Annotated in this window: 18 protein-coding genes; 9 read left to right on the top strand and 9 right to left on the bottom strand. The window is 65.1% G+C overall.

The annotated features are described in order from the left end of the window. Positions 1-17 precede the first annotated feature (17 nt). The 5 genes from OKW40_RS05185 to OKW40_RS05165 form a co-directional block, all read right to left on the bottom strand. Entirely contained in the window at positions 18-1,064 is a 1,047-nt protein-coding gene (locus OKW40_RS05185; RefSeq protein WP_429488584.1) for a Gfo/Idh/MocA family protein, read from the bottom strand. A gap of 181 nt (positions 1,065-1,245) precedes the next feature. Further along, entirely contained in the window at positions 1,246-1,965 is a 720-nt protein-coding gene (locus OKW40_RS05180) for a FadR/GntR family transcriptional regulator (RefSeq protein ID WP_184068648.1), read from the bottom strand. 140 nt (positions 1,966-2,105) lie between these two features. Then, positions 2,106-2,339, bottom strand: coding sequence for a hypothetical protein (locus OKW40_RS05175; protein ID WP_090804338.1), 234 nt, complete (start codon positions 2,337-2,339; stop codon positions 2,106-2,108). Continuing rightward, complete coding sequence (locus OKW40_RS05170) at positions 2,339-3,481, bottom strand: mannose-1-phosphate guanylyltransferase (RefSeq protein WP_429488582.1); 1,143 nt, start codon at positions 3,479-3,481, stop codon at positions 2,339-2,341. Before OKW40_RS05170 ends, OKW40_RS05175 begins: the two co-directional genes overlap by 1 nt. 136 nt (positions 3,482-3,617) lie before the next feature. Continuing rightward, positions 3,618-5,477 carry an alpha/beta fold hydrolase gene (locus OKW40_RS05165; RefSeq protein ID WP_184068654.1) on the bottom strand — a complete coding sequence of 620 codons (1,860 nt, stop codon included), beginning with the start codon at positions 5,475-5,477 and terminating at the stop codon, positions 3,618-3,620. A gap of 472 nt (positions 5,478-5,949) precedes the next feature. Here OKW40_RS05165 and OKW40_RS05160 point away from each other — a divergent pair, with 472 nt between their 5' ends. Beyond that, entirely contained in the window at positions 5,950-7,419 is a 1,470-nt protein-coding gene (locus OKW40_RS05160; RefSeq protein WP_429488581.1) for an oligosaccharide flippase family protein, read from the top strand. Between the two features lie 98 nt (positions 7,420-7,517). Here OKW40_RS05160 and OKW40_RS05155 read toward each other — a convergent pair whose 3' ends face one another. Then, the gene (locus tag OKW40_RS05155; RefSeq protein ID WP_184029325.1) at positions 7,518-8,051 is read right to left on the bottom strand and encodes a GNAT family N-acetyltransferase; all 534 of its coding nucleotides are present in this window, start codon (positions 8,049-8,051) and stop codon (positions 7,518-7,520) included. A 367-nt stretch (positions 8,052-8,418) separates the two neighbouring features. Here OKW40_RS05155 and OKW40_RS05150 point away from each other — a divergent pair, with 367 nt between their 5' ends. From OKW40_RS05150 to OKW40_RS05120, 7 genes are all read left to right on the top strand, one after another. After that, a complete protein-coding gene (locus tag OKW40_RS05150) occupies positions 8,419-8,670 on the top strand; it encodes an acyl carrier protein (RefSeq protein WP_429355424.1) in 252 nt (83 codons plus the stop codon). Continuing rightward, entirely contained in the window at positions 8,667-9,974 is a 1,308-nt protein-coding gene (locus tag OKW40_RS05145; RefSeq protein WP_429488579.1) for an acyl-CoA dehydrogenase family protein, read from the top strand. Before OKW40_RS05150 ends, OKW40_RS05145 begins: the two co-directional genes overlap by 4 nt. Then, the gene (locus tag OKW40_RS05140; protein WP_429488577.1) at positions 9,975-11,042 is read left to right on the top strand and encodes an amino acid--[acyl-carrier-protein] ligase; all 1,068 of its coding nucleotides are present in this window, start codon (positions 9,975-9,977) and stop codon (positions 11,040-11,042) included. After that, complete coding sequence (locus OKW40_RS05135) at positions 11,039-12,112, top strand: DUF1839 family protein (RefSeq protein ID WP_429488575.1); 1,074 nt, start codon at positions 11,039-11,041, stop codon at positions 12,110-12,112. Before OKW40_RS05140 ends, OKW40_RS05135 begins: the two co-directional genes overlap by 4 nt. 15 nt (positions 12,113-12,127) lie before the next feature. Continuing rightward, positions 12,128-14,818: a glycosyl hydrolase 2 galactose-binding domain-containing protein gene (locus OKW40_RS05130; RefSeq protein WP_429488573.1), complete on the top strand. Its 2,691-nt coding sequence runs from the start codon at positions 12,128-12,130 to the stop codon at positions 14,816-14,818. A gap of 627 nt (positions 14,819-15,445) precedes the next feature. Continuing rightward, positions 15,446-16,180, top strand: coding sequence for a Crp/Fnr family transcriptional regulator (locus tag OKW40_RS05125; protein ID WP_184068676.1), 735 nt, complete (start codon positions 15,446-15,448; stop codon positions 16,178-16,180). A gap of 36 nt (positions 16,181-16,216) precedes the next feature. After that, the gene (locus OKW40_RS05120) at positions 16,217-17,602 is read left to right on the top strand and encodes an undecaprenyl-phosphate glucose phosphotransferase (RefSeq protein WP_429488571.1); all 1,386 of its coding nucleotides are present in this window, start codon (positions 16,217-16,219) and stop codon (positions 17,600-17,602) included. A gap of 276 nt (positions 17,603-17,878) precedes the next feature. Here the strand turns inward: OKW40_RS05120 and OKW40_RS05115 are convergent, their stop codons facing one another. Together OKW40_RS05115 and OKW40_RS05110 are read right to left on the bottom strand one after the other, a co-directional pair. Then, a complete protein-coding gene (locus tag OKW40_RS05115; RefSeq protein WP_026225425.1) occupies positions 17,879-18,301 on the bottom strand; it encodes a helix-turn-helix domain-containing protein in 423 nt (140 codons plus the stop codon). A 494-nt stretch (positions 18,302-18,795) separates the two neighbouring features. Further along, a complete protein-coding gene (locus OKW40_RS05110) occupies positions 18,796-20,025 on the bottom strand; it encodes a glycosyltransferase family 4 protein (RefSeq protein WP_429488569.1) in 1,230 nt (409 codons plus the stop codon). Positions 20,026-20,381: 356 nt separating this feature from the next. On the opposite strand from OKW40_RS05110, the gene OKW40_RS05105 reads away from it, so the two are divergent. Then, positions 20,382-20,624 (top strand): hypothetical protein, encoded by a 243-nt coding sequence (locus tag OKW40_RS05105; RefSeq protein WP_429406261.1) that lies wholly within the window; start codon positions 20,382-20,384, stop codon positions 20,622-20,624. Between the two features lie 47 nt (positions 20,625-20,671). Here the strand turns inward: OKW40_RS05105 and rpiA are convergent, their stop codons facing one another. After that, positions 20,672-21,367 carry a ribose-5-phosphate isomerase RpiA gene (gene rpiA / locus OKW40_RS05100; RefSeq protein ID WP_429488567.1) on the bottom strand — a complete coding sequence of 232 codons (696 nt, stop codon included), beginning with the start codon at positions 21,365-21,367 and terminating at the stop codon, positions 20,672-20,674. Between the last annotated feature and the right edge of the window lie 3 nt (positions 21,368-21,370).

Raw genomic sequence — 21,370 nt, 5'->3', positions numbered from 1 at the left:
TCGTTGTCCCCAGCGGCTCATTCCCCAGCGAACTTGAGCCCCAACGCCGCGCGCGCCGCGTCGGCCATCGCGATCATCTGTCGCGACGTGTCGTGCGGCATCAGCGGACTCTCCAGCACACCCGCGCGAATCAGCTCGCAAAAGTGCGCGGTCTCGTAGTTCAAGCCGCCGCCTTCGAACGGTTCGTCGAGTTCGACGACGCGGCCATCCGCATAACGGATCGTCGCGCGCGACGGGTTCCACCACGGCTCGTGCAGCGTCACGTGACCGCCTTGGGCCATCAGCAGCGCATCGCCCTTGCCATGCAGATCGAGCCCGCAGAATAGCTGCGCGATACCGCCGCGCTCGTGCTGGCTGTTCAGACTCGCGAACGTATCGACGCCGGTCGCGCCAAGCCGGCCGAAGGTCTGCACGTCGCGTGGCGCGCCGAGCCAGTCGACCGCGAGAAACATCTCGTAGATGCCGATATCGAGCAGCGCGCCGCCCGCATGCTCGAACGACAGCGACGGATGATCGGCCGGCACGCCCGGCACCGAGCAGCCCGCGCGCACGAGCCCGACCTCGCCGATCGGCTCGGTCGCGAGGTGCTCGCGCAACCTTCTGTAGAGCGGATAGAACGGCGGCTTCATCGCTTCCATGAAGAGCCGTTGCGAAGCGCGCGCGGAGTCGAGCACGCGCTCGAGCTGCGGACGATTGATACACGCGGGTTTCTCGCACAGCACGTGCAGCCCCACTTGCAACGCGGCGATCGCATAGTCGGCGTGACTGTCCTGCAGCGTCGCGATATAGAGCGCGTCGATGCCGCTCGCGAGCAGCGTGTCGAAACTGTCGCAGACGGCGCCGCCGAATTCATCGGCGAACGCCTGGGCCGGTTCCACGCGACGCGACCACAGCGCCGCGAGCCGCGTCCGCGGCACGAACGCGAGCCCTTGCGCGAAGCGGCGCGCAATCCGGCCGGTGCCGACGATCCCCCAGCGGATCTCGCGCGATGAAGTGGTGTCCTGCGCTGCCCGATCGGTCGGTTGGGTGCTGGCAGCGTGCGGTGCCGCTGTCGTATCTGTCATCGTGTGTGCAAAGGTCCATGCGGTTCGGAACAGCCGCTATTGTCACCGATGCCGCTTGCGAACGCGGCGAACCCGGCCAATCGAACCATGCGGCATCACTGCCGCGCACCGACCTTCGACACCCCACCCCGCCGCTCCCGCCGGACATTGACATACGCTCGGTCCGCGCTCGCAATCACGCTCAAACCCGCGCCGGCGGCTCCGCGGAAAACCGCCCGCCGACCTCCTCGGCCGCGTAATCGATCATCGCGAGCGCAGCGATCTCGGCCTCCTTCGGATCGCGCCGCTCGATCGCTTCGATGACGCGCTGATGCGATGCGATCGCACTCTCCCACAGCCCTTCCCGGTCGTGCACGATCGGATTGAGGGTCGACAGCGCGCCGCGAATGATCGCCGCCATCTGCTTGAAGAACTGGTTGCCGCTCGCGATCACGATGCGCGTATGGAACAGCTCGTCGGCTTCCTGATAGCCGGCCTCGCCCGGACGGATCATGCGAAACGCCTCGAACGCCTCGCGAATCGCCGCGACTTCCGCGGCACTGCCGCGCGCGGCCGCCTGCGCCGACGCGCGCGGTTCGATCAGCATGCGAAACTCGATCACGTCACGCAGAAACATCGGATCGGGCTTTGCGCGGAAACGCCAATTGACGACGTCCTCGTCGATCATGCGCCAGTCGCTCATCGGCCGGATGCGCGTGCCGATCTTCGGCCGCACGTCGAGCATGTCGCGCGCGAGCAGCATCGATAGCGCCTCGCGCATCACGGTGCGGCTCACATCGAATTCCTTCGACAGCACATCCTGCGGCGGCAGAATCGCGCCGTATTTTTCCTCGACGATGCCGCTGACGAGCCCGTCCATGACTTTGCTCACCAACGAGCGATCCTTGTTTGCGTGTTCCATGACATATCCCCGAAGCGGTGTTGACCCCGCGTGGCCTGTTGATTGAAGGGCCCGTACGTATCTGTTATGCCAATAGAATCGTTTTTCGATACGTTGCAAGCTTCGAAACGGATGCGCCAGTGGGACACTTCCTGACAGGGTTATCCCTCTGAAGATTTGTTTCGTTCGTGTAACGCCATCTGTTTCGCCAGGCACAAAGCTCGCTCGTCAAAGCGTGCCTGCGTTGTGGGGTTTGAATTGTGCGCATTCGCACGTTGGCGTGATGAAATTGTCTGATTTGCACGGACGTGGTCGGACGCCTGCGTGTTCCGGCGAACAAAGATCGGCTCCTGCGCCTCCGACAGCACGCTGACGCCGAACAGCTCGGCGTCCATCAGCCGTGCAAGCGCACGATGTCGTCTTCGCCGGGAGCGCCGCCCGACTGCACCTCGATGATTTCCAGCGGCGTCTTGCCAGCATTTTCGAGCCGATGCCTGACGCCCAGCGGAATCAACGTCGACTGATTCTCCGACAGCAGGAAGCGCTCGTCGCCGTCCTTGCTCGACGCGTCCCACACCGAGTCCCAGGCGCCGGTGTCCGACCAGCCCGCGTCGAGCGGCACCGTCACGCCGACGAGACGCGCGTCGGTGCCGATGCGCTCCATCACCGCATAGTCGACTGAGTCGGACGGACACGCGGCGAACGCGTCGCGCGCGAGATGCAGCGCGCCGGCCTCGTCGATGCTCGCGCCTGCGAATGCGTCCTCGCAGGCCGCCGCGATCAGCGGACGGCACAGGCCGATCGCGTCGAGCCACACCGACGCGCGCACCACGAACATGCCGCTGTTCCACCAGTACTCGCCCGACGCGAAGTAGCGCTCGGCCAGCTCGGCATCGGGCTTCTCGACGAAACGCTCGATCGTCCGCGCGCCCCGGTTTCCCAAGGCCGCGGCGGTGCGGATATAGCTGTAGCCGGTCGCCGCGCGCTGCGGCGGCACGCCGAGCGTGACGATCGCGCCCCGCGAAGCATGCGCGAGCGCTTCGTTGAGCGCCGCGCCGAACGCCGCTTGATCGACGATCGGATGATCGGCGGGCAGCGCGACCAGCATCGGATCGTCGCCGGCCGCGGCCGACGCGCGCGCGGCGAGCGCCGCGACAGTCAGCGCCGGAGCGGTGTTGCGCGCCATCGGTTCGAGCAGTATGCGCACCGGCTTGCGGTACTGCTCGAGGCGCTCGAGCGTCGGCAGCCGCAGTTCCTCGCAGCAGACCACCAGCGGCGCGGCGGGCGGCGTGGTGCGGGCCGCGTCGGGCGCGGCCGGGTCGAACGCATCGTCGAGCCGGCGCAGCGTCGCTTCGAGCAGCGACTGGTCGCCCATCAGCCCGATCCGCTGCTTCGGATTGCGTTCGCGCGACAGCGGCCACAGCCTCGCGCCGGAGCCGCTCGCGAGAATCACCGGTTGCACGGTCAGTTCGCGCAGCGCGGCGGCGGTCCCAGCCTGCGGCGCGGGCGAATTACCTGGTTCTACCATTCGATTCATTTGCGATCCTGTCGAATCCAGATCCTGTTCACGGGCCGGCATGACGCCAGCAAGTGCCTCGTGGTCGCAAGCGTGTTCAGTCGTATGCGCGCGACACACACTGCGGCCTGGGCGCCCCTGTCTGTCCGCGTGCTCCCTATGCTTCTCCGAACGGACGCAACGCCCCCGCGGCGCGATGTTCATCGTGCCTGTGCAGCTCGCCGTCGAGCGCCGCGCTGTCGGGCTGACGCAGCTTCGTGAAGCCGCCGCGATAGACGTTCTCGACGTAGGACATGATGTTTTCCTGCGCCACCGACGACAGGATCGCGTGATCGGTGTGCTTGCAGAAGGCCACGTGAATGCGCGTGAAGCGCGCGAGCCGCGTGCCGCGCACGCCGAAGTAGCGCTCGAGCTCCTCGACGCCTTCGTCCAGCACACCGAACACCAGGTGCGTGTCGACGCCCCGTGCTTCGAGGTTCGCGAACAGATGCCGCTCGTCACGCGCGCCGAATTCGAGGCCACACAGTTGCTCGATCCGGTCGGCCAGCGTTTCGCCGGTCCGCGCGAGCTGGCGTACCACCAGCTCGCGCACGAGGCCCCAGCCGCCCGTCTCGCCCTTGAGCACGCGCAGCCATTTGCCCGGCTGCTTCATCGAGCGCATGTAGTTGCGCGTCGAGCCGAACGCGGACACCGGGATCATCGGCTTGCCGTGTTCGTCGCAGACGTTACGCCATCTGAACTTCTGCACGTTGACGATCACCGCGCCCACCACCGCCGCTTCGCGCATCGCCGCATGCAGGCCGGTGTAGGCGCCCGAGCAGATGCCGAGCAGCAGCGCGCCCGCATGACCGCGCGCGGCAAGCCAGCGCGACGCGTACGCGGCGTCGCCGACACTCGACTGAGAGTACAGCGCGTCGAGGCTCAACGTGTCGCACGACGGCATGCTGTCGCCGACACCACGGACGTCGATGCGCAGCGACGCGATCCCCTGGCGTGCGAGACGCCGCGCGAAATGTACGCCGAAACGCCCATTGCCGATCCGCGACACCGCGCCGGTATTGAGCAGCAGCACCGCCGGGGCGCGCGCCGCCGCGGCGCCGTCGGGCCGGCAGTAGATGCCGAACACCTTGCCCTCGTTCAGCCACACCGGCGTCTCGTGCAGCCTCGGCGCGACATAGTGGCCGCCCGCCGGCTCTTCCCCTCGCTCGGGCACGCGCGCCACCGTTTGGGCCGTTTGGGCCGTTTGCGCGCTCCCCGCCAGCAGCCAGTTCTCGATGGTCTCGAACGCGGCGTGCGGTATTTCGCTTTCGAGCGGTTCCATCATGAAGCGGCTGTATTCGTCGAACGGGTGACGCTCGAGCTCGACGCCATGTTCGCTGTAATGCGCGGCGAGCGCACCGGCGCGAGCCGGGTTCAGTGAATCGAGCAGCAGCACGCGCGCAGCCGGCCGGCTCGTCGCGCGATACAGATCCGCCGCGTGCAGGCTTTGCAGCGTGTCGCGATACATGCGAAAGCCATACGCTTCGACGAACTCGTCGGTATCGGGCTCGACCACGCAATCCATCGCGGCCGGATCGTTCAACCACTGCCGGTAATGCGCGCGCAATTCACGCTGGTAAGTCTTGCCCGACAGCACCGGCGACATCAGCACGAGACCGTGCACATCCCCAAGTTCCTGCGCGGCAAGCGCGGCCAGCATGCCGCCGAGACGCAGACCGCACACGCTGACACGCTCGACGCCGGTCGCCTCGCGCAGCTGCGCGACCGCCTGCTTGACGCTGTCGATCCATGCGCGCCACAGGCCGGCGTCGGTCGGGTCGCCGGCTGAATCGCCGGTCGCCGGGTAGTCGAAGCGCAGCACCGGCATGCCGCGCGCGGCGAGGCGCTCGGCGAGCCGGCGCATGCCGCGATACGTGCACAGCGTGTCGTAGCCAAACGGGGAACACATCACAACGCCATCCGGGCCGTTGGCTGGATGCAACCAGCCGAATTTGCCGTCGAAGACGATGGGTCTCACGGTCCGCTCCTTACTCTTCCTTTTCAAATGATTACAACAAAGGTGCTCTCGCGCATATGTGCGTCGCGCCACATTAGTTTGGGTTCCGAATCGCGCTGCGCTGGCGTGTGTCGATGAGCGTGCTGTGCAGTGCAGCATGCCCCGCGCGTGGACCGACGCGCGGCGGATCGCGTCGGTCATGCGCTGTGGTCGATGCCGGCGGCTGCGTGCAGCGTGCCGCGAGCATTACGTGATGGAGACGGCGCGGGCGCGCTTAGGAATGCTCCGCAATGCGGTGCGCGCGGCCGGCTCGTGGCTAACCACTGCGCTACCCACCCTATGAGCTTTGCCATTTAACCCCCTCCCGATCGCGGCTATCTGTACGGCCACCCACACAGTCACGCGGCGCCCGGGGGCAAGATGCAAGACCTGCGACGCGTTGATGCCGCCGCGTATGTCCGCGCGGCCCTTCTCACCGGCCCGGCAATGGAACATGGAACGAAGCATCGTCAGGAACATCTTCATCAACCTTGCCGGCGCCGTCGCGCCGACCTTCGTTTCCCTCGTGACCGTGCCCACCTACATTCATCTGCTGGGCGCCGAGCGTTACGGGGTGATCAATCTGGTGTGGGCGCTGATCGGCTACTTCAGCGTCCTCGATCTGGGCACCAGTCTGGCGACCGAAAACCAGATCGCCAAGGCTCGCGCGGCCAGCGACGATTCGATCGAACCGATTTTCTGGAGTGCGTGGTTCATGAATCTCGGTACCGGCATCATCGGCGGCGCGCTGATTTATGCCGGAGCCATCGTCTACATCACCTACGGCGTGAAAATCGAGCCGACGTTCCAGCATGAAGTGATGGCGAGCCTGCCGTGGATCGCGGTCTCTGTGCCGATCGCGAACGTGACCTGGGTGTTCGCGGGCGCGATTACCGGCGTCGAGTGCTTCACGAGCTACAACATCAACCAGACGCTCGGCACCGCGCTGTTCCAGTTGCTGCCGATCGCGGCGGTCCTCTGCTTTTCGCCGTCACTGGCGATCGCGATTCCAGCCGCCGTGATCGCGCGTTTCGTCGGCGGCCTGATGCTGGGCGTGGCCGCCATTCGCGCGCTCGGCATTCGCCGTATGCGGATGCCGCAATGGCGCTTGATGATCGGGCTGTTCCGCAACGGCCGCTGGCTGCTGATGTTTTCCGGCGCCAACATGATCGCGTCGACGCTCGACCGCGTGTTCATCGGCGGACTGCTCGGCGCGCGCTTCGTCACTTACTACGCGACGCCGCAAAACCTGATCAATCGATTGAACCTGCTGCCGCTCGCGATGGTGCGCACCCTGTTTCCGCGACTGTCGGCGGCGTCGCGCGAGGATGCGGATGCGCTCGCGCACAACGCGCTCGCGTTTCTCAATGGAGCATTTACGCCATGCGTGATCATCGCGCTGTTCGCCCTGAAGCCGTTTTTGCTGCTGTGGCTCGGACCGCAGCTCGCCGCCGCGGCGCCGGTCGCGAGCGTGCTGATCCTCGGCGTGTGGCTGAGCGGCCAGTCGAGCATCCTCGGCAGCCTGTTGCAGGCGCAGACCCATCCCGTGGCAGTGGCGAGCGTCAGCTGGCTTCAGTTGCCGTTCTTTACCGGCGCGTTATGGTGCGGCATCCACTGGTTCGGCATCATGGGCGCGGCGGTCGTCGTCGTGCTGAAGGTGCTGCTCGATTACTCGGTGTTGCTCGCGTTCTCACGGCTGCATGCATGGACGATCGTGCGCAACATGCTCGCGCATCTCGCGTTTCTGCTCGTCGCGCTCGCGCTTGCGGATTCAATCAGCGCGTTGCTGCTGGCGATCGTCGTCGCGCTCGCGTTGAGCGCGGCGAACTTCGGCATGTCGCTGCGCGGGTCGAGCGAGTTGCGCGACGCGCTTTACAGGCTCTGGCTGCGTTGCGCGCCGTCGTCGGGACGGGCACGAGGCTGAGTCCCGGCGCGCGCAATCAATGACGCCGGTCCACCGCTCGTTCACGGTCGGTGGACCTGGATGCCAAGGCTGAAAACACGTACCCAGCCGACGCGGCATCACAACAGTTCGAACGTATTGACGAACGATGCGCCGTCGCGCTCGCGGCGCCTCAGACCGAAGCGCGCCTGAGCGCCGCGCACCTGACGCGTGAGACCGATGAACGGCATGCCGTGTTCGAGGTACGGTCCCTCCGTCTTGCGAAAGCCGAACTGCTCGTAGAACCCGCGCAAACCAAGCGGTGCGCTCACGCGCGTGGCGCGGCCCGGCCAGCGTTGGGCGACCGCTTCGAGCACACGCTCGATCAGCATCTCGGCGGTGCCGTCGCCGCGCCGCAGCGGACTCGTCAGCACCTTGTCGATCGTCACTTCCGGATCTTCGGAATCGCCGGGCTGCACCCGCGCATAGGCGAGCACCGGCATCGGCCGCGCCATGTCTTCGACCGCGAACACATGCAAGGCCTGTTCGTCGCGACCGTCCGCGTCGAGGCACACATGCGACTGCTCGACGACGAATACCGCACTGCGCGCACGCAGTACGACATACAACTCACGTGCAGATAGCTGATCGAACTCCAGCGTTTTCCAGTTCATCACGCCCCCGGCTGTCAAAATTTTCGGCGGGTCCGGCGATGCCTGCCGTGCGCGACGGCAGGCCGATCCATGACGGTCCCTCATCATCGACTACACGGTAACGTGCGCTAAAGATGTGCTTCCGTGCGCCATCGCACTGACGCTCGGGGTTGACGATCCTTAAATACGAGCCAACGAAGCGCAGCCTTGCCACGTTCGCCCGGTATCGCAGATGGCTTCACGCAGGCCCGCCTGCAACACTGCACTGCACCATCGCGAACGCACGCCGCGGTCTTCGCACCGCACGAAACTACACACGAAAATCAGGTGCCGACGTCATTCGACCTCGGTACCCATCGGCAGACCTTTGACCATAAGGGAGCACTGCATGAAAACTGCATTGAGACGCATCCTTTCCGAATCCGCACGCCTGGATGTCCCGCTGGAAAGCCTCGCCGACGACGCCGACCTCTATGCTGCCGGACTCTCATCGCTCGCGACCGTGCATCTGATGCTTGCGATGGAAGACGAATTCAACGTCGAAATTCCTGACCGTATGCTGACGCGCCGCCTGTTCTCGAGCCTCGACTCGATGGCCGCCGCGATGACGGAGTTGCAGCAGGCCAAGGCGGCAGCATGAGTGCGCCGCTGCTGGATCAGGCCGCCGCAGCGGCCTGCGGGGCGGCCTCGAACTCGACTACTGACGCCCGGACCGGCGACGGCCGGGGCGCTGCCACCGGGACGCTGAGCGCGCTCGATACCGGTCCCGAATGGCGTGCTGCAGCGCATCGTTGCGCGGCGATCGCCGCGCAGTACGCGGACGCCGTGGACCGCGAGGCGCGCTTTCCGGTCGAGGCGTTCGACGCGCTCAAGGCCGAGCGTTTGCTGTCGGCGATGGTGCCGACCGCTTTCGGCGGCGCGGGCCTGTCGCTTGCCGATATCGGTGCGATCTGCGAAACGCTGGCGCAGGGCTGCGCATCGACCGCGATGATCTATGCGATGCATCAGATCCAGGTCGCGTGCATCGACTCTCATCGCGGCGCCTGCGCCTGGCAAGCGAGCCTGCTTGCACAACTGGCCGAGCAGCAATGGCTGCTCGCGTCGGCGACGTCGGAAGAGACGATCGGCGGCAACATGCGCACGAGCGCGTGCTCGGTGGAGCTCGATGGCGCGCGTTTTCGGATCGAAAAGCTCGCACCGACGATCTCGTACGGCGCGCACGCCGACGGCATCCTCGTGACCGCGCGGCGCACCGCCGACGCGGCCGCGTCCGACCAGGTGCTGATCGTCGCGCTGCGCGCCGATACGCAGCTCGAGCGGCGTGGCGGCTGGGACGCGATGGGCATGCGCGGCACCTGCAGCGAGGGCTTCCGGCTGGTCGCGACGGGACTGGCCGAACAGATCCTCGCGACGCCGTTCGCCGACATCGCCGATCAGACCATGCTGCCCGTGTCGCACACGCTGTGGGCGTCGGTATGGACCGGCATCGCCGTCGACGCGGTCAATCGCGCGAAAGCGTTCTTCCGCGCGCAGGCGCGCGCGAAGCCCGGCACGATGCCGCCGGCGGGCCTGCGGCTCGCCGAAGCGGTCGGGCTGCTGCAGATGATGCAGGCGCGTCTATCGGTGGCGCTGGAGGCCGCCCGCGCCGCGCATCAGGCACGCGAGGGCGCGACCCAGGCGGACGCCCCGCTCGCGGCGATGCTCGGTTTCGCGTCGGACATGAACACGCTGAAGACCAGCATTTCGACCACCGCACTGCAGGTCGTACAGGAAGTGCTGATGATCTGCGGCATGGCGGGCTACAAGAACGGCACGCCCTATAGCGTCGGCCGCCATCTGCGCGACCTGCACTCGGCGCCCTTGATGATCAATAACGACCGTATCGCGCAGAACACCGCGAGTCTGCTGCTCGCGCAACGTCCTGCCGCGCCGGGGAGACCCTGAATGAAGCTGATGACCGATACCGCCGCTATCGCCGCGGCCGCCGCCGCCACGGACGTGGGGCCTTCGCTCACGCTGCGCGACGAGATGCTGGCCGCCGGCCTGCTGATCGATACCGGTGAAAACGGACTGTATGGCCGCAGCCAGGTTTTCGAGGACGTGATCGACCGGCTGAACCTCGCGATTACGCAGCTGGGTAAAGATCAGCAAGCCGAAGTATTGCGTTTTCCGCCCGCGATGCGCCGCACCGACTTCGAGGATAGTGAATACCTGAAAAGCTTTCCGAATCTCGCGGGCACCATCCATTCGTTTCGCGGCGACGACATGGGCCACCACCGTCTGCTGCGCGCGCTCGACGATGCAATGGCCGATAGCGACGACGACCGCGGCGACGCGTGGCTCGCGCAACAGAAACCGACGCGCGTCGTGCTGACGCCGGCCGCCTGCTATCCGATCTATCCGGTGATGGCGCGGCGCGGCGCGCTGCCCGCCGACGGCCGCACCGTCGACGTGCTGTCGTACTGCTTCCGTCATGAGCCGTCGCTCGATCCGGGCCGCATGCAGATGTTCCGTCAACGGGAATACGTGCGTCTCGGCAGCCCCGAGCAGGTGATGGCGTTCCGGCAGATGTGGATCGAGCGCGGCTCGCTGCTTGTGAAGCTGCTAGGCTTGCCGGTCGAAGTCGATCTCGCGAACGATCCGTTCTTCGGCCGCGGCGGCAAGATCGTCGCCGATAGTCAGCGCGCGCAGGCGCTCAAGTTCGAGTTGCTGATCGCGGTCGCCGATCCGCGCGGCAAGACGGCCTGCCTGTCGTTCAACTATCACATGGACCACTTCGGCGCGATCTGGAAGATCGCCTGCGAAGACGGCGCGACCGCGCATACGGGCTGTGTCGGCTTCGGCATGGAACGCATCACGCTCGCGCTGTTCCGTCATCATGGGCTCGACGTCGACGCGTGGCCCGACGAGGTGCGCGCGCTGCTGTGGGGCGATACCGAGACCCGCGTCGCGGATGCGCTGCAGGCGGCGCAATCTACGCAAACCGCGACCGTCGCCGGGGAGCGCGCATGAATCCATCGCCGACTTCGGCGCTTGCCGGCGCGCTCGCCAACTCGTCGCTGCCGCGACGCGCAGGCGATCCGCCGACGCATCAGCAGACCCACGCGTTGCCCGGTGCCGGCACGCAGTTGCGCGAGCACGTAGCGCACGCGCTGCATCAGGGCGAACGCGTGTGGCAGGAGACCAACTGCTATGTCGATCTGTGGATCGAGCTGCTGCACGGCTTCGGGCTCGATCCGCGCGCGGCGCTCGCGTTCACGGTCACGCAGGATTTCGAAGGCGATCAGTTCACGTTCTTCAAGTTTCCGCTCGATGATCTCGAACGTCTGTATGGCACCCAGGTGCAGGAGCTCGCGATCTACGACTCGCTCGAAGAACGCGTGCTCGCGCAGACGCTGCGCGGCCACACCGTGCTCGTCGAGGTCGACGGCTACTACCTCCCCGATACGCGCGCGACCTCGTATCGCCGCGAGCATCCGAAGACCACGATCGGCATCGACTTCGTCGACACCGCCGCGCGCCGCCTCGGCTATTTCCACAACACCGGCTACCACCGGCTCGAGGGCGACGACTACGACGGCGTGTTTCGCAAGCTGCCGCATTTCGCCGCGCAGCCCGATCTGCTGTTTCCCTACGTCGAGTTCGCCAAGCAGGCGCGGCCCGCGCTCGAAGGCACCGCGCTCGCGGAGGCGTCGGCGGAACTGCTGTGCGCGCATCTGGAACGGCGTCCGTTGACCAATCCGATTTCGCAATGGCGTGCCGCGTTTCCCGCGCATCTCGATACGCTGTTCGAGCGCGACGAGGCGTACTTCCATCTGTACTCGTTCAATCTGATGCGGCAGCTCGGCGCGAACTTCGAGTTCCTGTCGAAGTATCTGCAGTGGCTGTTCGCGCAAGGCTTCGAGATCCCGCCGACGATACCGGCCGCCGCGCAAAGCATCGCGTCGGAGTCGATGGTGATGCAGTTCCGGCTCATTCGCGCGATCGCGCGCGGCCGTCTCGATACCTGCGAAGACTGCTTCGACGTGCTTGAAAGCGCTTATGAAAAAACGCTGCCGCCGCTGGCCGCTCTGGTGCGCTAATACGGTGATGCGTGGTTGCGCGCACTTCGTGCCGCGCGGTTTTTCCGGGAATTGACCGTGGATGTATCGACACTCGATCCGCCCGCTGACGAGGGCGATGCTGGCCGTGCGCGCGCGACCGGCGCGATCGCGCAAGCGCATGATGCAGGCACTGCCCGCGCCGCGCCCTCGCTATGGCCGCAACGGCTCGACACCGGCTGGGCCTGTCTGAGCACCGCGCCGCACGCCTATGAGTCGCCGGCCGATCTGCCCGCGCAAGGCTGGCTCGCCGCGCAGGTGCCCGGCACCGTCGCGAGCGCGCGGCTCGCCGCCGGTCTGCTCGATGTCGATCACCCGCCACCGCTCGCATTCGACGATCACTGGTATCGCGTCACGCTGATCGGTACGGGGCGGCGCCGCTTGCGTTTTCATGGACTCGCGACGCTCGCGCAAGTGTGGCTCGACGATGTGAAGCGGCTCGAGTCCGCATCGATGTTCATCGCCCATGATCTGGATATCGAACTGGATGGCCGCGCGACGCTCGTGCTGTGCTTTCGCTCACTGACGCCAGCGTTGGCGGCCAAACGCTCGCGTGCGCGCTGGCGGCCGCGGCTCGTGTCGCCGCCGACGCTTCGCAATGTGCGCACCACGCTGCTCGGCCATATGCCCGGCTGGTGTCCGTCGATTCAGACGGTCGGCCCGTGGCGTCCGATCGAAATGCTCGGCGACGCGCCGCACGCATTCGACACGATTGATCTGACCAGCCGGCTCGAGCAAGAGGATGGGGTTGTTTCGTTGACTTTACGTTTCGTACGCCCCCACGACATCGCGGCCTGCCGCGCGACACTTTCTTGCGGCGACCATGTTTCGTCTTTGCAATGGCACGATGCATATACACTCACCGGCGACGTGCGCGTGCCCCACGCGAAACGCTGGTGGCCGCATACGCATGGAGAGCCCACTTTATATCCTCTGACGTTGCAGTTCGTCGACGGCAACGTGACCTCTCAGTCTCTGGGCTCGATCGGCTTTCGTCGTATCGAAGTGGACCGCGGCGCCGATGCTGCGGGTTTCGCCTTGCGCGTGAATGAAGTGCCCGTATTCTGTCGCGGCGCATGCTGGACCAGCGCCGATCTCGTCACGCTAGCAGGCACCGAAACGCAATTGCGCCATACGTTCGAGCTCGCGCGCGCCGCTGGCATGAACATGCTGCGCGTCGGCGGCACGATGCTCTATGAGTCCGATCTGTTTTATGCGCTCGCCGACGAGTACGGCCTGTTGATCTGGCAGGACTTCGCGCTGGCGAATTTCGACTACCCGAACGATGCCGCGTTCAGCGCATTGATCGAGCGCGAAGCGAGCCAGTTCCTGAGCCGCACGCGTCGCTTTGCCTCGCTCGCGGTGCTGTGCGGCGGCAGCGAGGTCGACCAGCAGGCGGCGATGTTCGGACTGCCCGCGGCGCAGCGCGCGCAAGCGTTGTTTACCGAGCTGCTGCCCGCGCTCGTCGCGCGCGAACGTGAGGACGTGCCCTATGTCAGCAATTCGCCATCGGGCGGCGCGTGGCCGTTCTCGACCAACGAGGGCGTCACGCACTACTACGGCGTCGGCGCGTATCAGCGCCCGCTCGCCGACGTGCGCCGCGCGCAGGTGCGCTTCGCGGCCGAATGCCTGGCATTCGCCAACGTCCCCGACGAGGCGACGCTGCACGACGCGCTCGGCACGATCCACACGCACGATCCGCGCTGGAAAGCCGCCGTGCCGCGCGATCCTGGCGCAGGCTGGGATTTCGACGACGTGCGCGATCATTATTTGCAGGCGCTTTACGGCGTCGAGCCGGCGCGCTTGCGCTATGAAGATGCGGCGCGTTATCTGGATCTGTCGCGCGCGGTGGTTGCCGAGCTGATCGGCGACGTGTTCGCCGAGTGGCGGCGCGCGGGCTCCTCGTGCGGCGGCGGCCTCGTGTGGCAGTTGCAGGATCTGCGCGCGGGCGCGGGCTGGGGCGTGATCGACGCGACGGGACGGCCGAAAAGCGCGCTGCACGGCTTCGCGCAGACACTGCAGCCGTTGCAGATCACGCTCACCGACGAAGGCCTGAACGGCCTCGATATTCATCTGATCAACGAGCGCGCACAAACGTTTTGCGGCGAACTCGAACTGGTCTGTCTGCGCGACGGCAGCGTGAAGGTCACTTCCGCGCGACGCGCGCTGACGCTTGCCCCGCGCAGCCTGCAACGCATCAGTGCGGCCGCGCATCTGGGCCAGTTCTTCGATTTCACGCATGCGTACCGCTTCGGCCCACGCGCGCACGATGTCACGATTGCAACGCTCTACGATGCCGCGAGTGGCGAGATCGTGTCCGAAGCGTTTCATCTGCCCGAGCGTAGCGTGCACGCGCGTGATGACCTCGGTATGACCGTCGAGGTCGAACGTCGTGACGACGGCAGCGGCTGGCAGCTTGCGATCGAAACGAAGCGCTTTGCGCGCTTCGTTCATATCATTGACCCTCGTTATCGCGCGGTGCGCGACTGGTTCCATCTCGCGCCGAACCGGCGCTGTATCGTGCCGCTGCATGCGCTCGAACCGCTGCTGCCGACCGCCTTCGCGGCGTCGCCGCAAGAACTCGTTGCTCCTGCATCAAACGCGGCCTTTAAAGTGGATGAAACATGCGGGGCACCCCAGGGGGAAGTCCGCGCGATCAATGCGCTATCCGCCATCTTCTACGGCTAGTGGTCATTCCGAACTAGTCGCACGTACGCGAAGCGCCCCAAAGCTCGCTTCGCAGGTCTCGAACTGTCTGCCCGGCTCGCTCACTGTTGGCTCGAACGCGACTGTTGCCTGCTTTGAGAGGCCTTACGTGCGACAGCGCACGCACTCCATTTAACACTTCTGAATCATTTCCGGCACTTCACGAGGAGCGCTTCAAAACGTGCATGCGGCGCCAGGTTCAAATCTGAGACAGCTTCGACAGCACCCAGTTTTTGGCCGTGAAGCCTTTGATATCAAGGGATTCGCCCAAACCCGAAGCTTTCATACGATGCATTCCCCATCCGGCAGGGGTGTGCAGAACTGAAACAAAAAGCCGCTTTTACTCTCCCGACGCGCTCCGGGTTTCTTCGCTGCGCCGCATCAGCAGGCGTTTTCCCTAACGTTGGCACGGTCCTCGCTACTACCTCCACGCAACAGAGTGTCACCGCACACGAGCGCAACAACAGAGGCGGTGGCAGACAGGCCTAAAACGGGGCCGATGTGTTCATCCAGGCTGCTCGCCGGGCAGCCCACTCCCGAGGATGCGGGCATCGGATCAAATAAACGGAGAGAGTCGCGCGAGGCGCGACTTTCATGCGAGGACCGATCATGTTGACACTTCAATCCGATTTGCACGGTAACCATCTGCTGGGCGCAATGCCGTCGCACGAATGGCAGGCACTAGCTCCCCACCTCGAACTGGTTCATTTGCGCACCGAGCAACTGCTATGCGACTCGGGTCAACGGATCCATCATGTGTACTTCCCCACCACCGCGATCATCTCGATGCTCTCGACGATGGAAGACGGCAGCTCCGTCGAGATCGCCGCGGTCGGCCGCGAAGGCATGACCGGCGTGCCGGTCCTCACGGGCGGCGAAACCATGCCCAACCGCGTACAGGTGCAATGCGCGGGCTTCGCCTACCGGATGAGCGCACAGGCGCTCAAGCAGCAGTTCGCGCGGTCCGACTTTCTGCGCCGCCTGATGCTGCTGTATATGCACGCTCTTCTGACCCAGGTCGCGCAGACCGCCGCGTGCAACCGCCATCACTCGCTCAACAAGCAACTGTGCCGCTGGCTGCTGATCGAGGTGGACCGCGTGGCGTCGAACGATCTGATCGTCACGCAGCAGCTGATTGCCGACATGCTCGGCGTGCGCCGCGAAGGCATCACCGAAGCGGCCGGCAAGCTGCACGACGAAGGCCTGATTCATCATAGCCGCGGTCATATCAAGGTGCTCGACCGCAAGGGCCTCGAAGCCCGCGCGTGCGAATGCTACGGCCTCGTGAAACGCGAATTCGATCGTCTGCTGCCGCGACTGCGCCAGGCCGAGACCGTCGAATAAGCGGCACGCGGCTCGATGACCGGGGTCGATTTGCCTATGTTCAGGATTACTGCTCGATGTCTCGACGCACTGTTCGTGATTGCAGGCGGTCTGCTCGCCCACTGGATGCGCTTTTCCGCGCCGATCGCGTTCGCCGATACCGAGCGTCTTCTGATCGCGTTCAAGTGTGTGCTGGTTCTGTTGCTGTTTCCGGGCTTCGGGGTCTATGAGACGTGGCGCGGCAAGGCGCTCGCGCCGGTGCTCGCGCGAATCGCCGCCGCGTGGCTCACGGTGGTCGCGACCGCGCTCCTGCTCGCGTTCACGCTGCATCGGACGGATGCGGTATCGCGCCTGTGGCTCGGCTACTCGACGCTGATCTCCGGCGCGTTGATCATCGCGACACGCTGCATCATGCACGTGGTGCTGCGCTTCGTACGTCGCCGCGGCATGAACGCGCGCACCGTCGCGATCGTCGGCGCACCGGGGTTTGCGCGCACGCTGCTCGCGCATCTCGAGCATGCGCCGCAAGCGGGCTTCAAACCGGTGTGCGTGTTCGACACCAGCGTGCAAGGCCACGACGCGTATGGCGCGCGTCTGACCCGCCTACCCGTGCTGACGGATCTGGAAGCGTTCGCGACGAAGGTACGCAATGACCGCGTGAACGAAGTGTGGCTCGCGTTGCCGCTTTCCGAGGAACACACGATCTACCGCTTCACGCGCACCTTCAGACACGACTTCGTCAATCTGCGCTTCATTCCCGACGTGCGCAGTCTGTCGCTGTTCAATCAAGCGATCGTCGATGTCGTCGGTTTGCCGACGCTGAATCTGAGCGCGACGCCATTCTCGTCGCCGCAGATGTGGCCCAAGCTGATGTTCGACCGCCTGTTCGCCGTGCTCGCGCTCATCGTGCTCGCGCCGGTGTTCGCCGTGCTCGCGATCGGCATCAAGCTCACGTCGCCGGGGCCGGTGTTTTTCCGGCAGATCCGCAAGGGCGTCGACGGCCAGCCGTTCGGCATCTACAAGTTCCGCTCGATGACCGTGCACCAGGAAGAGCACGGCCAGATCACGCAGGCGACCCGCAACGACTCGCGCGTGACGAAGCTCGGCAGCTTCATGCGCCGCACGAGTCTCGACGAGCTGCCGCAGTTTCTGAACGTGCTGCTCGGTCAGATGTCGGTGGTGGGTCCGCGTCCGCATGCGGTCGAACACGATGATCTGTACAAGGACCAGGTATACGGCTACATGCACCGTTACCGCATCAAGCCCGGCATCACCGGCTGGGCCCAGGTCAACGGCTATCGCGGCGCGACCACCAAGGTCGAGAAGATGGAAGCGCGCGTGAAGTTCGATCTCTTCTATATCCAGAACTGGTCGTTCTGGTTCGACATGAAGATCGTCTTCATCACGATTTTCAAGGGCTTTGTCGGCCGCAACGCGTTCTGACCATGCCATCGAGGGAATCGCATCCGGGAGTGTCGGTCATCGTGCCGGCACTGCGGCGCATGCGAAGTGCGGGTACTGAAGGCGGTGCGCTGAAGGATCGCCGGAATGCGCCTGCGTTCCATTCGAGAAAAACACCCAACCGAGCAACAACGCGTACACGCCGCTGCGAATAGAAGCGCCAACGCCGGCGGCCCGATCGACAGCCGCCGTGGTTGACGCAAGATGAGCAGCCGCGACGGACCACGTCATGGACGGGTCCGCCGCGCGACACCGCCTCTACAGGAACGCGCTGACATCGGTCTGAAACCGTACCGCGAGCGCCTTGGCGACTTTCTTGCTGATCGCGCGGCGCCCCGCGAGAATATCGCTGACCACGGTCGGCGACGCGATGCCGGCCAGATCCTTCTGCTTGAGACCATGCGTGATCAGCAGATGGCGCAGGACCTCGCGCGGCTCCGCTTTTGGAATCGTCAGGTTGCGCGCTTGCCAATGACCGACCAGTTCCGTCACGATCGCGTGCAGATCGGCGAGCGGATCGTTGTCGTTGCCGCTTAGATGATCGGACAGCGAATTGGCGACTCGCACCATCTGGTGATAATCCTCTTCGGTGCGAATCGGCGTGATCGGCAACTGGCTCTTCAGCGCAGCCCACGTTGCGGAGATGTCGGGAAAGGGTCCCGGAAGGCGATCGGCATTCATGAGTTTTAATTCGTCCTCGTCCAAAAGCCGTCGGCGCGTTAATCGGTGACGCGCGAATGACGACTGCCTGTTGTAGTGAATCGCCGTGACACGCCGAATTGCCGGCACGGCGAACTTCGCAGTGAGGAAATTCAGCGATCACGATAGCGAACGTCTGCTTCAGGTCGTTATGGCCACGCGAGGCATGCCGCGCCAGCGAATATCTCGCCCATAGCGCGTGGCGCGCACCCCGATGTGGTTTTTTGAAGTCCAATACTGCTTGCTTGACAATGACCCGCCGCGGCTGGCCTTGCACCCGCGGCGCCTATCGCGCGATACGCGATACGCGCTGCCGACACAAAGCGCGAAGCGGACGCGCCCACACCAAGAGCCGCCCGGACGCGTTGGTCAGAACGGCTCGTTACTGCCCGTTGCGAAATCACTGCATGACGACGAAAACCTCTTTCTCTCCTATCGAAAACTCCACGAGGCGAGAACAGCGAAAGATCCTCACCTCATTGCCTCCACCTGCTTTTCGGCGCCGTGTCGCTGGCGATGCCGAGTTCCCGGGTCGCGAGATCGGGCTGCGCCCACCTCACCGGCTCCCCCAGCTCCATCGCCGGCAGACCCTGAGCGACCGCCGCAATCGTGCGCGTGACCTCGGCCATGAACGCCCGCCGGAACACCTGAGGCGAAAACCGCTCGGCATTCGCGCGACAGGCCGCCGGCGTGATGTACGCGCTCAGCCGCTCGAAGCGGTCGATCGCGTCGAGCATTGACACCGCCGTCTGACGCGCGAAGAAAACGCCGGTCGGGTGCGGGTCGCCGACCGGCACTACCGTTTCGAGCGCCCCGCCCCGGGCGAACGCAATGACCGGCGTGCCGCAGGCCTGCGCTTCGAGCGGCACGATGCCGAAATCTTCCTCGGCGGCGCACACGAAGGCTCGCGCACACGCCAGATACTCCTTCAGTACGCCGAATGGCTGATAGCCGAGGACCGTCACGTTCGGTCCTGCCTTCGCGCGGATCGACGCCATTTGCGGCCCGTCGCCGATCGCGATCAGCTTGCGCTGCGGCGTGGCGTTGAACGTCTCGACGATCAGATCGATGCGTTGGTGCGGCACCATCCGCGACACGGTCAGATAGAAATCGTCTTTTTCGGTGCGCAGTTCGAATTCGTTCACGTCGACGGGCGGCGGAATCACCGCGGCATCGCGCCGATAGGTTTTCATCATGCGCCGCGCGACCGATTGCGAATTCGCGATCAGACGATCGACACCATTCGTCGACTGCGCGTCCCAGCCGCGCAGGTAATGCAGCAATACCCGCGCGGCCCACGACTTCGGCCCGCGCAGCAGATTCGCTTCGCGCAGATACTGATACTGCAGATCCCACGCATATCGCATCAGCGAGTGCACGTAACTGATGTGCGTCTGATGAGGGCCGACCAATACGCCCTTCGCGACTGCGCAAGAACTGGTGATGATCAGGTCATAGCTCGACAGATCGAACCGTTCGACGGCGAGCGGCATCAAGGGCAAATAGGCGCGATAACGGCTGCGCGCAAACGGCAGGCCTTGAATGAACGACGTGGTGACCGGCTTACCGGCAAGCGGCGTGCGATCTTCGAGAAAATCGACGACGCTGAAAACGTCGGCGTCGGGAAAGCACTCGATGATCTGCCCGAGCACTTTCTCGGCGCCGCCGGGAGCGACCAGCCAATCGTGCACGATCGCTACTTTCATATCCCGTCCTATCTGTCACGAATCGCCACCTGGCCTCAGAGAAGAGTGTATGTGCCACGTTCCTGACTGTGCGTGCGCGTGCCCACATTCGACGTGCGACAGTAAGCGAGTAATTCGCAGACTCCGTTCGCGTCTGCAAAAACACGGCTTCATTCCGGCGCTTTCGTATGTGCACTACGCCTGACGTATCGCCTCACGCCTGCTCGCCAGTCCTGCCCACACCTTTACGATCGGAGCGCTGCGCGAACGACGGGCTAGCGACCTCGACGGCCGCAGTGCCTCGCGTGCCTCGCGTGCCGTTTGGCGATCGGAGCAGTCAGTTGGGAGGGCCGGGTTCGGCCCTGGGGGAATTCGCCGTGCGCTGCACGGCGCGCGACGCAGTGGTGCTGCTGTCGGACGGTCCATTGCGCGTGCGCTTCGAAGCGCCTGGCGCGCGGATGATCGGCGACGCGCGCGTGTCGGGCATCGCGCGGCGGGCATCGGCGGCTAATTGTCTGCGCACGGTGCCAGACATTTTCCGCCAGGTGCGCGCGATTGCCGCCGCGGCGGGCGGTATAAGCGGGATCGTGCGGCACGACCGCAACAAAAAACGCGTGTGAACCGTTGGAGCGGCTCACACGCGTCAGAGCGAACAGAAACGCTTCGCTTAATTCTGGCCGTACGTGATCGTTTGCACGCCGGTGTCCGTGCCGAGCAGGCACAGGTTCGCGCCGCGGCCCGCGAACAGGCCGACCGTGACGACGCCGGGCCATGCGTTGATATGCGCCTCGAGCGTGCGCGGGTCGCTGATCCTCAAGCCCTTCACGTCGATGATCTCGTTGCCGTTGTCAGTGATGAACGGCACACCCTCTTTCGTCACACGCACGACGGGCACGCCGCCGAGCGCCGTCACGCGCCGGCCGATCGCGGTGCGCGCCATCGGCACGACTTCGATCGGCAGCGGGAAATGGCCCAGCGTCTCGACGACCTTGCTCGCATCCGCGATGCAGACGAATACTTCCGACACCGACGCGACGATCTTCTCGCGCGTGAGCGCGCCGCCGCCGCCCTTGATCATCGCGCCGCTGTGATCGATTTCGTCGGCGCCGTCGACGTACACCGGCAGCGAGTCGATCTCATTCAGGTCGAGCACCTTGAAGCCGTGCAATTGCAGACGCGCGGTGGTGGCGAGCGAACTCGACACCGCGCCGCGATAGCGGGATTTGGTGGCGGCCAGCGCGTCGATGAAGCAGTTCGCGGTGGAGCCCGTGCCGACGCCGATCACCGAGCCTTGCGGCACGTTGGCATTCACGTAATCGGCGGCGGCCTGGCCGACCAGTTGCTTGAGTTCGTCTTGAGTCATGGG

The sequence above is a fragment of the Paraburkholderia sp. RAU6.4a genome (assembly GCF_050435625.1).
GTDB classification, from domain to species: Bacteria; Pseudomonadota; Gammaproteobacteria; order Burkholderiales; family Burkholderiaceae; genus Paraburkholderia; species Paraburkholderia tuberum.
Note: the sequence above shows the minus strand (reverse complement) of the source record. Positions and strands in the feature narration are given on the sequence as shown.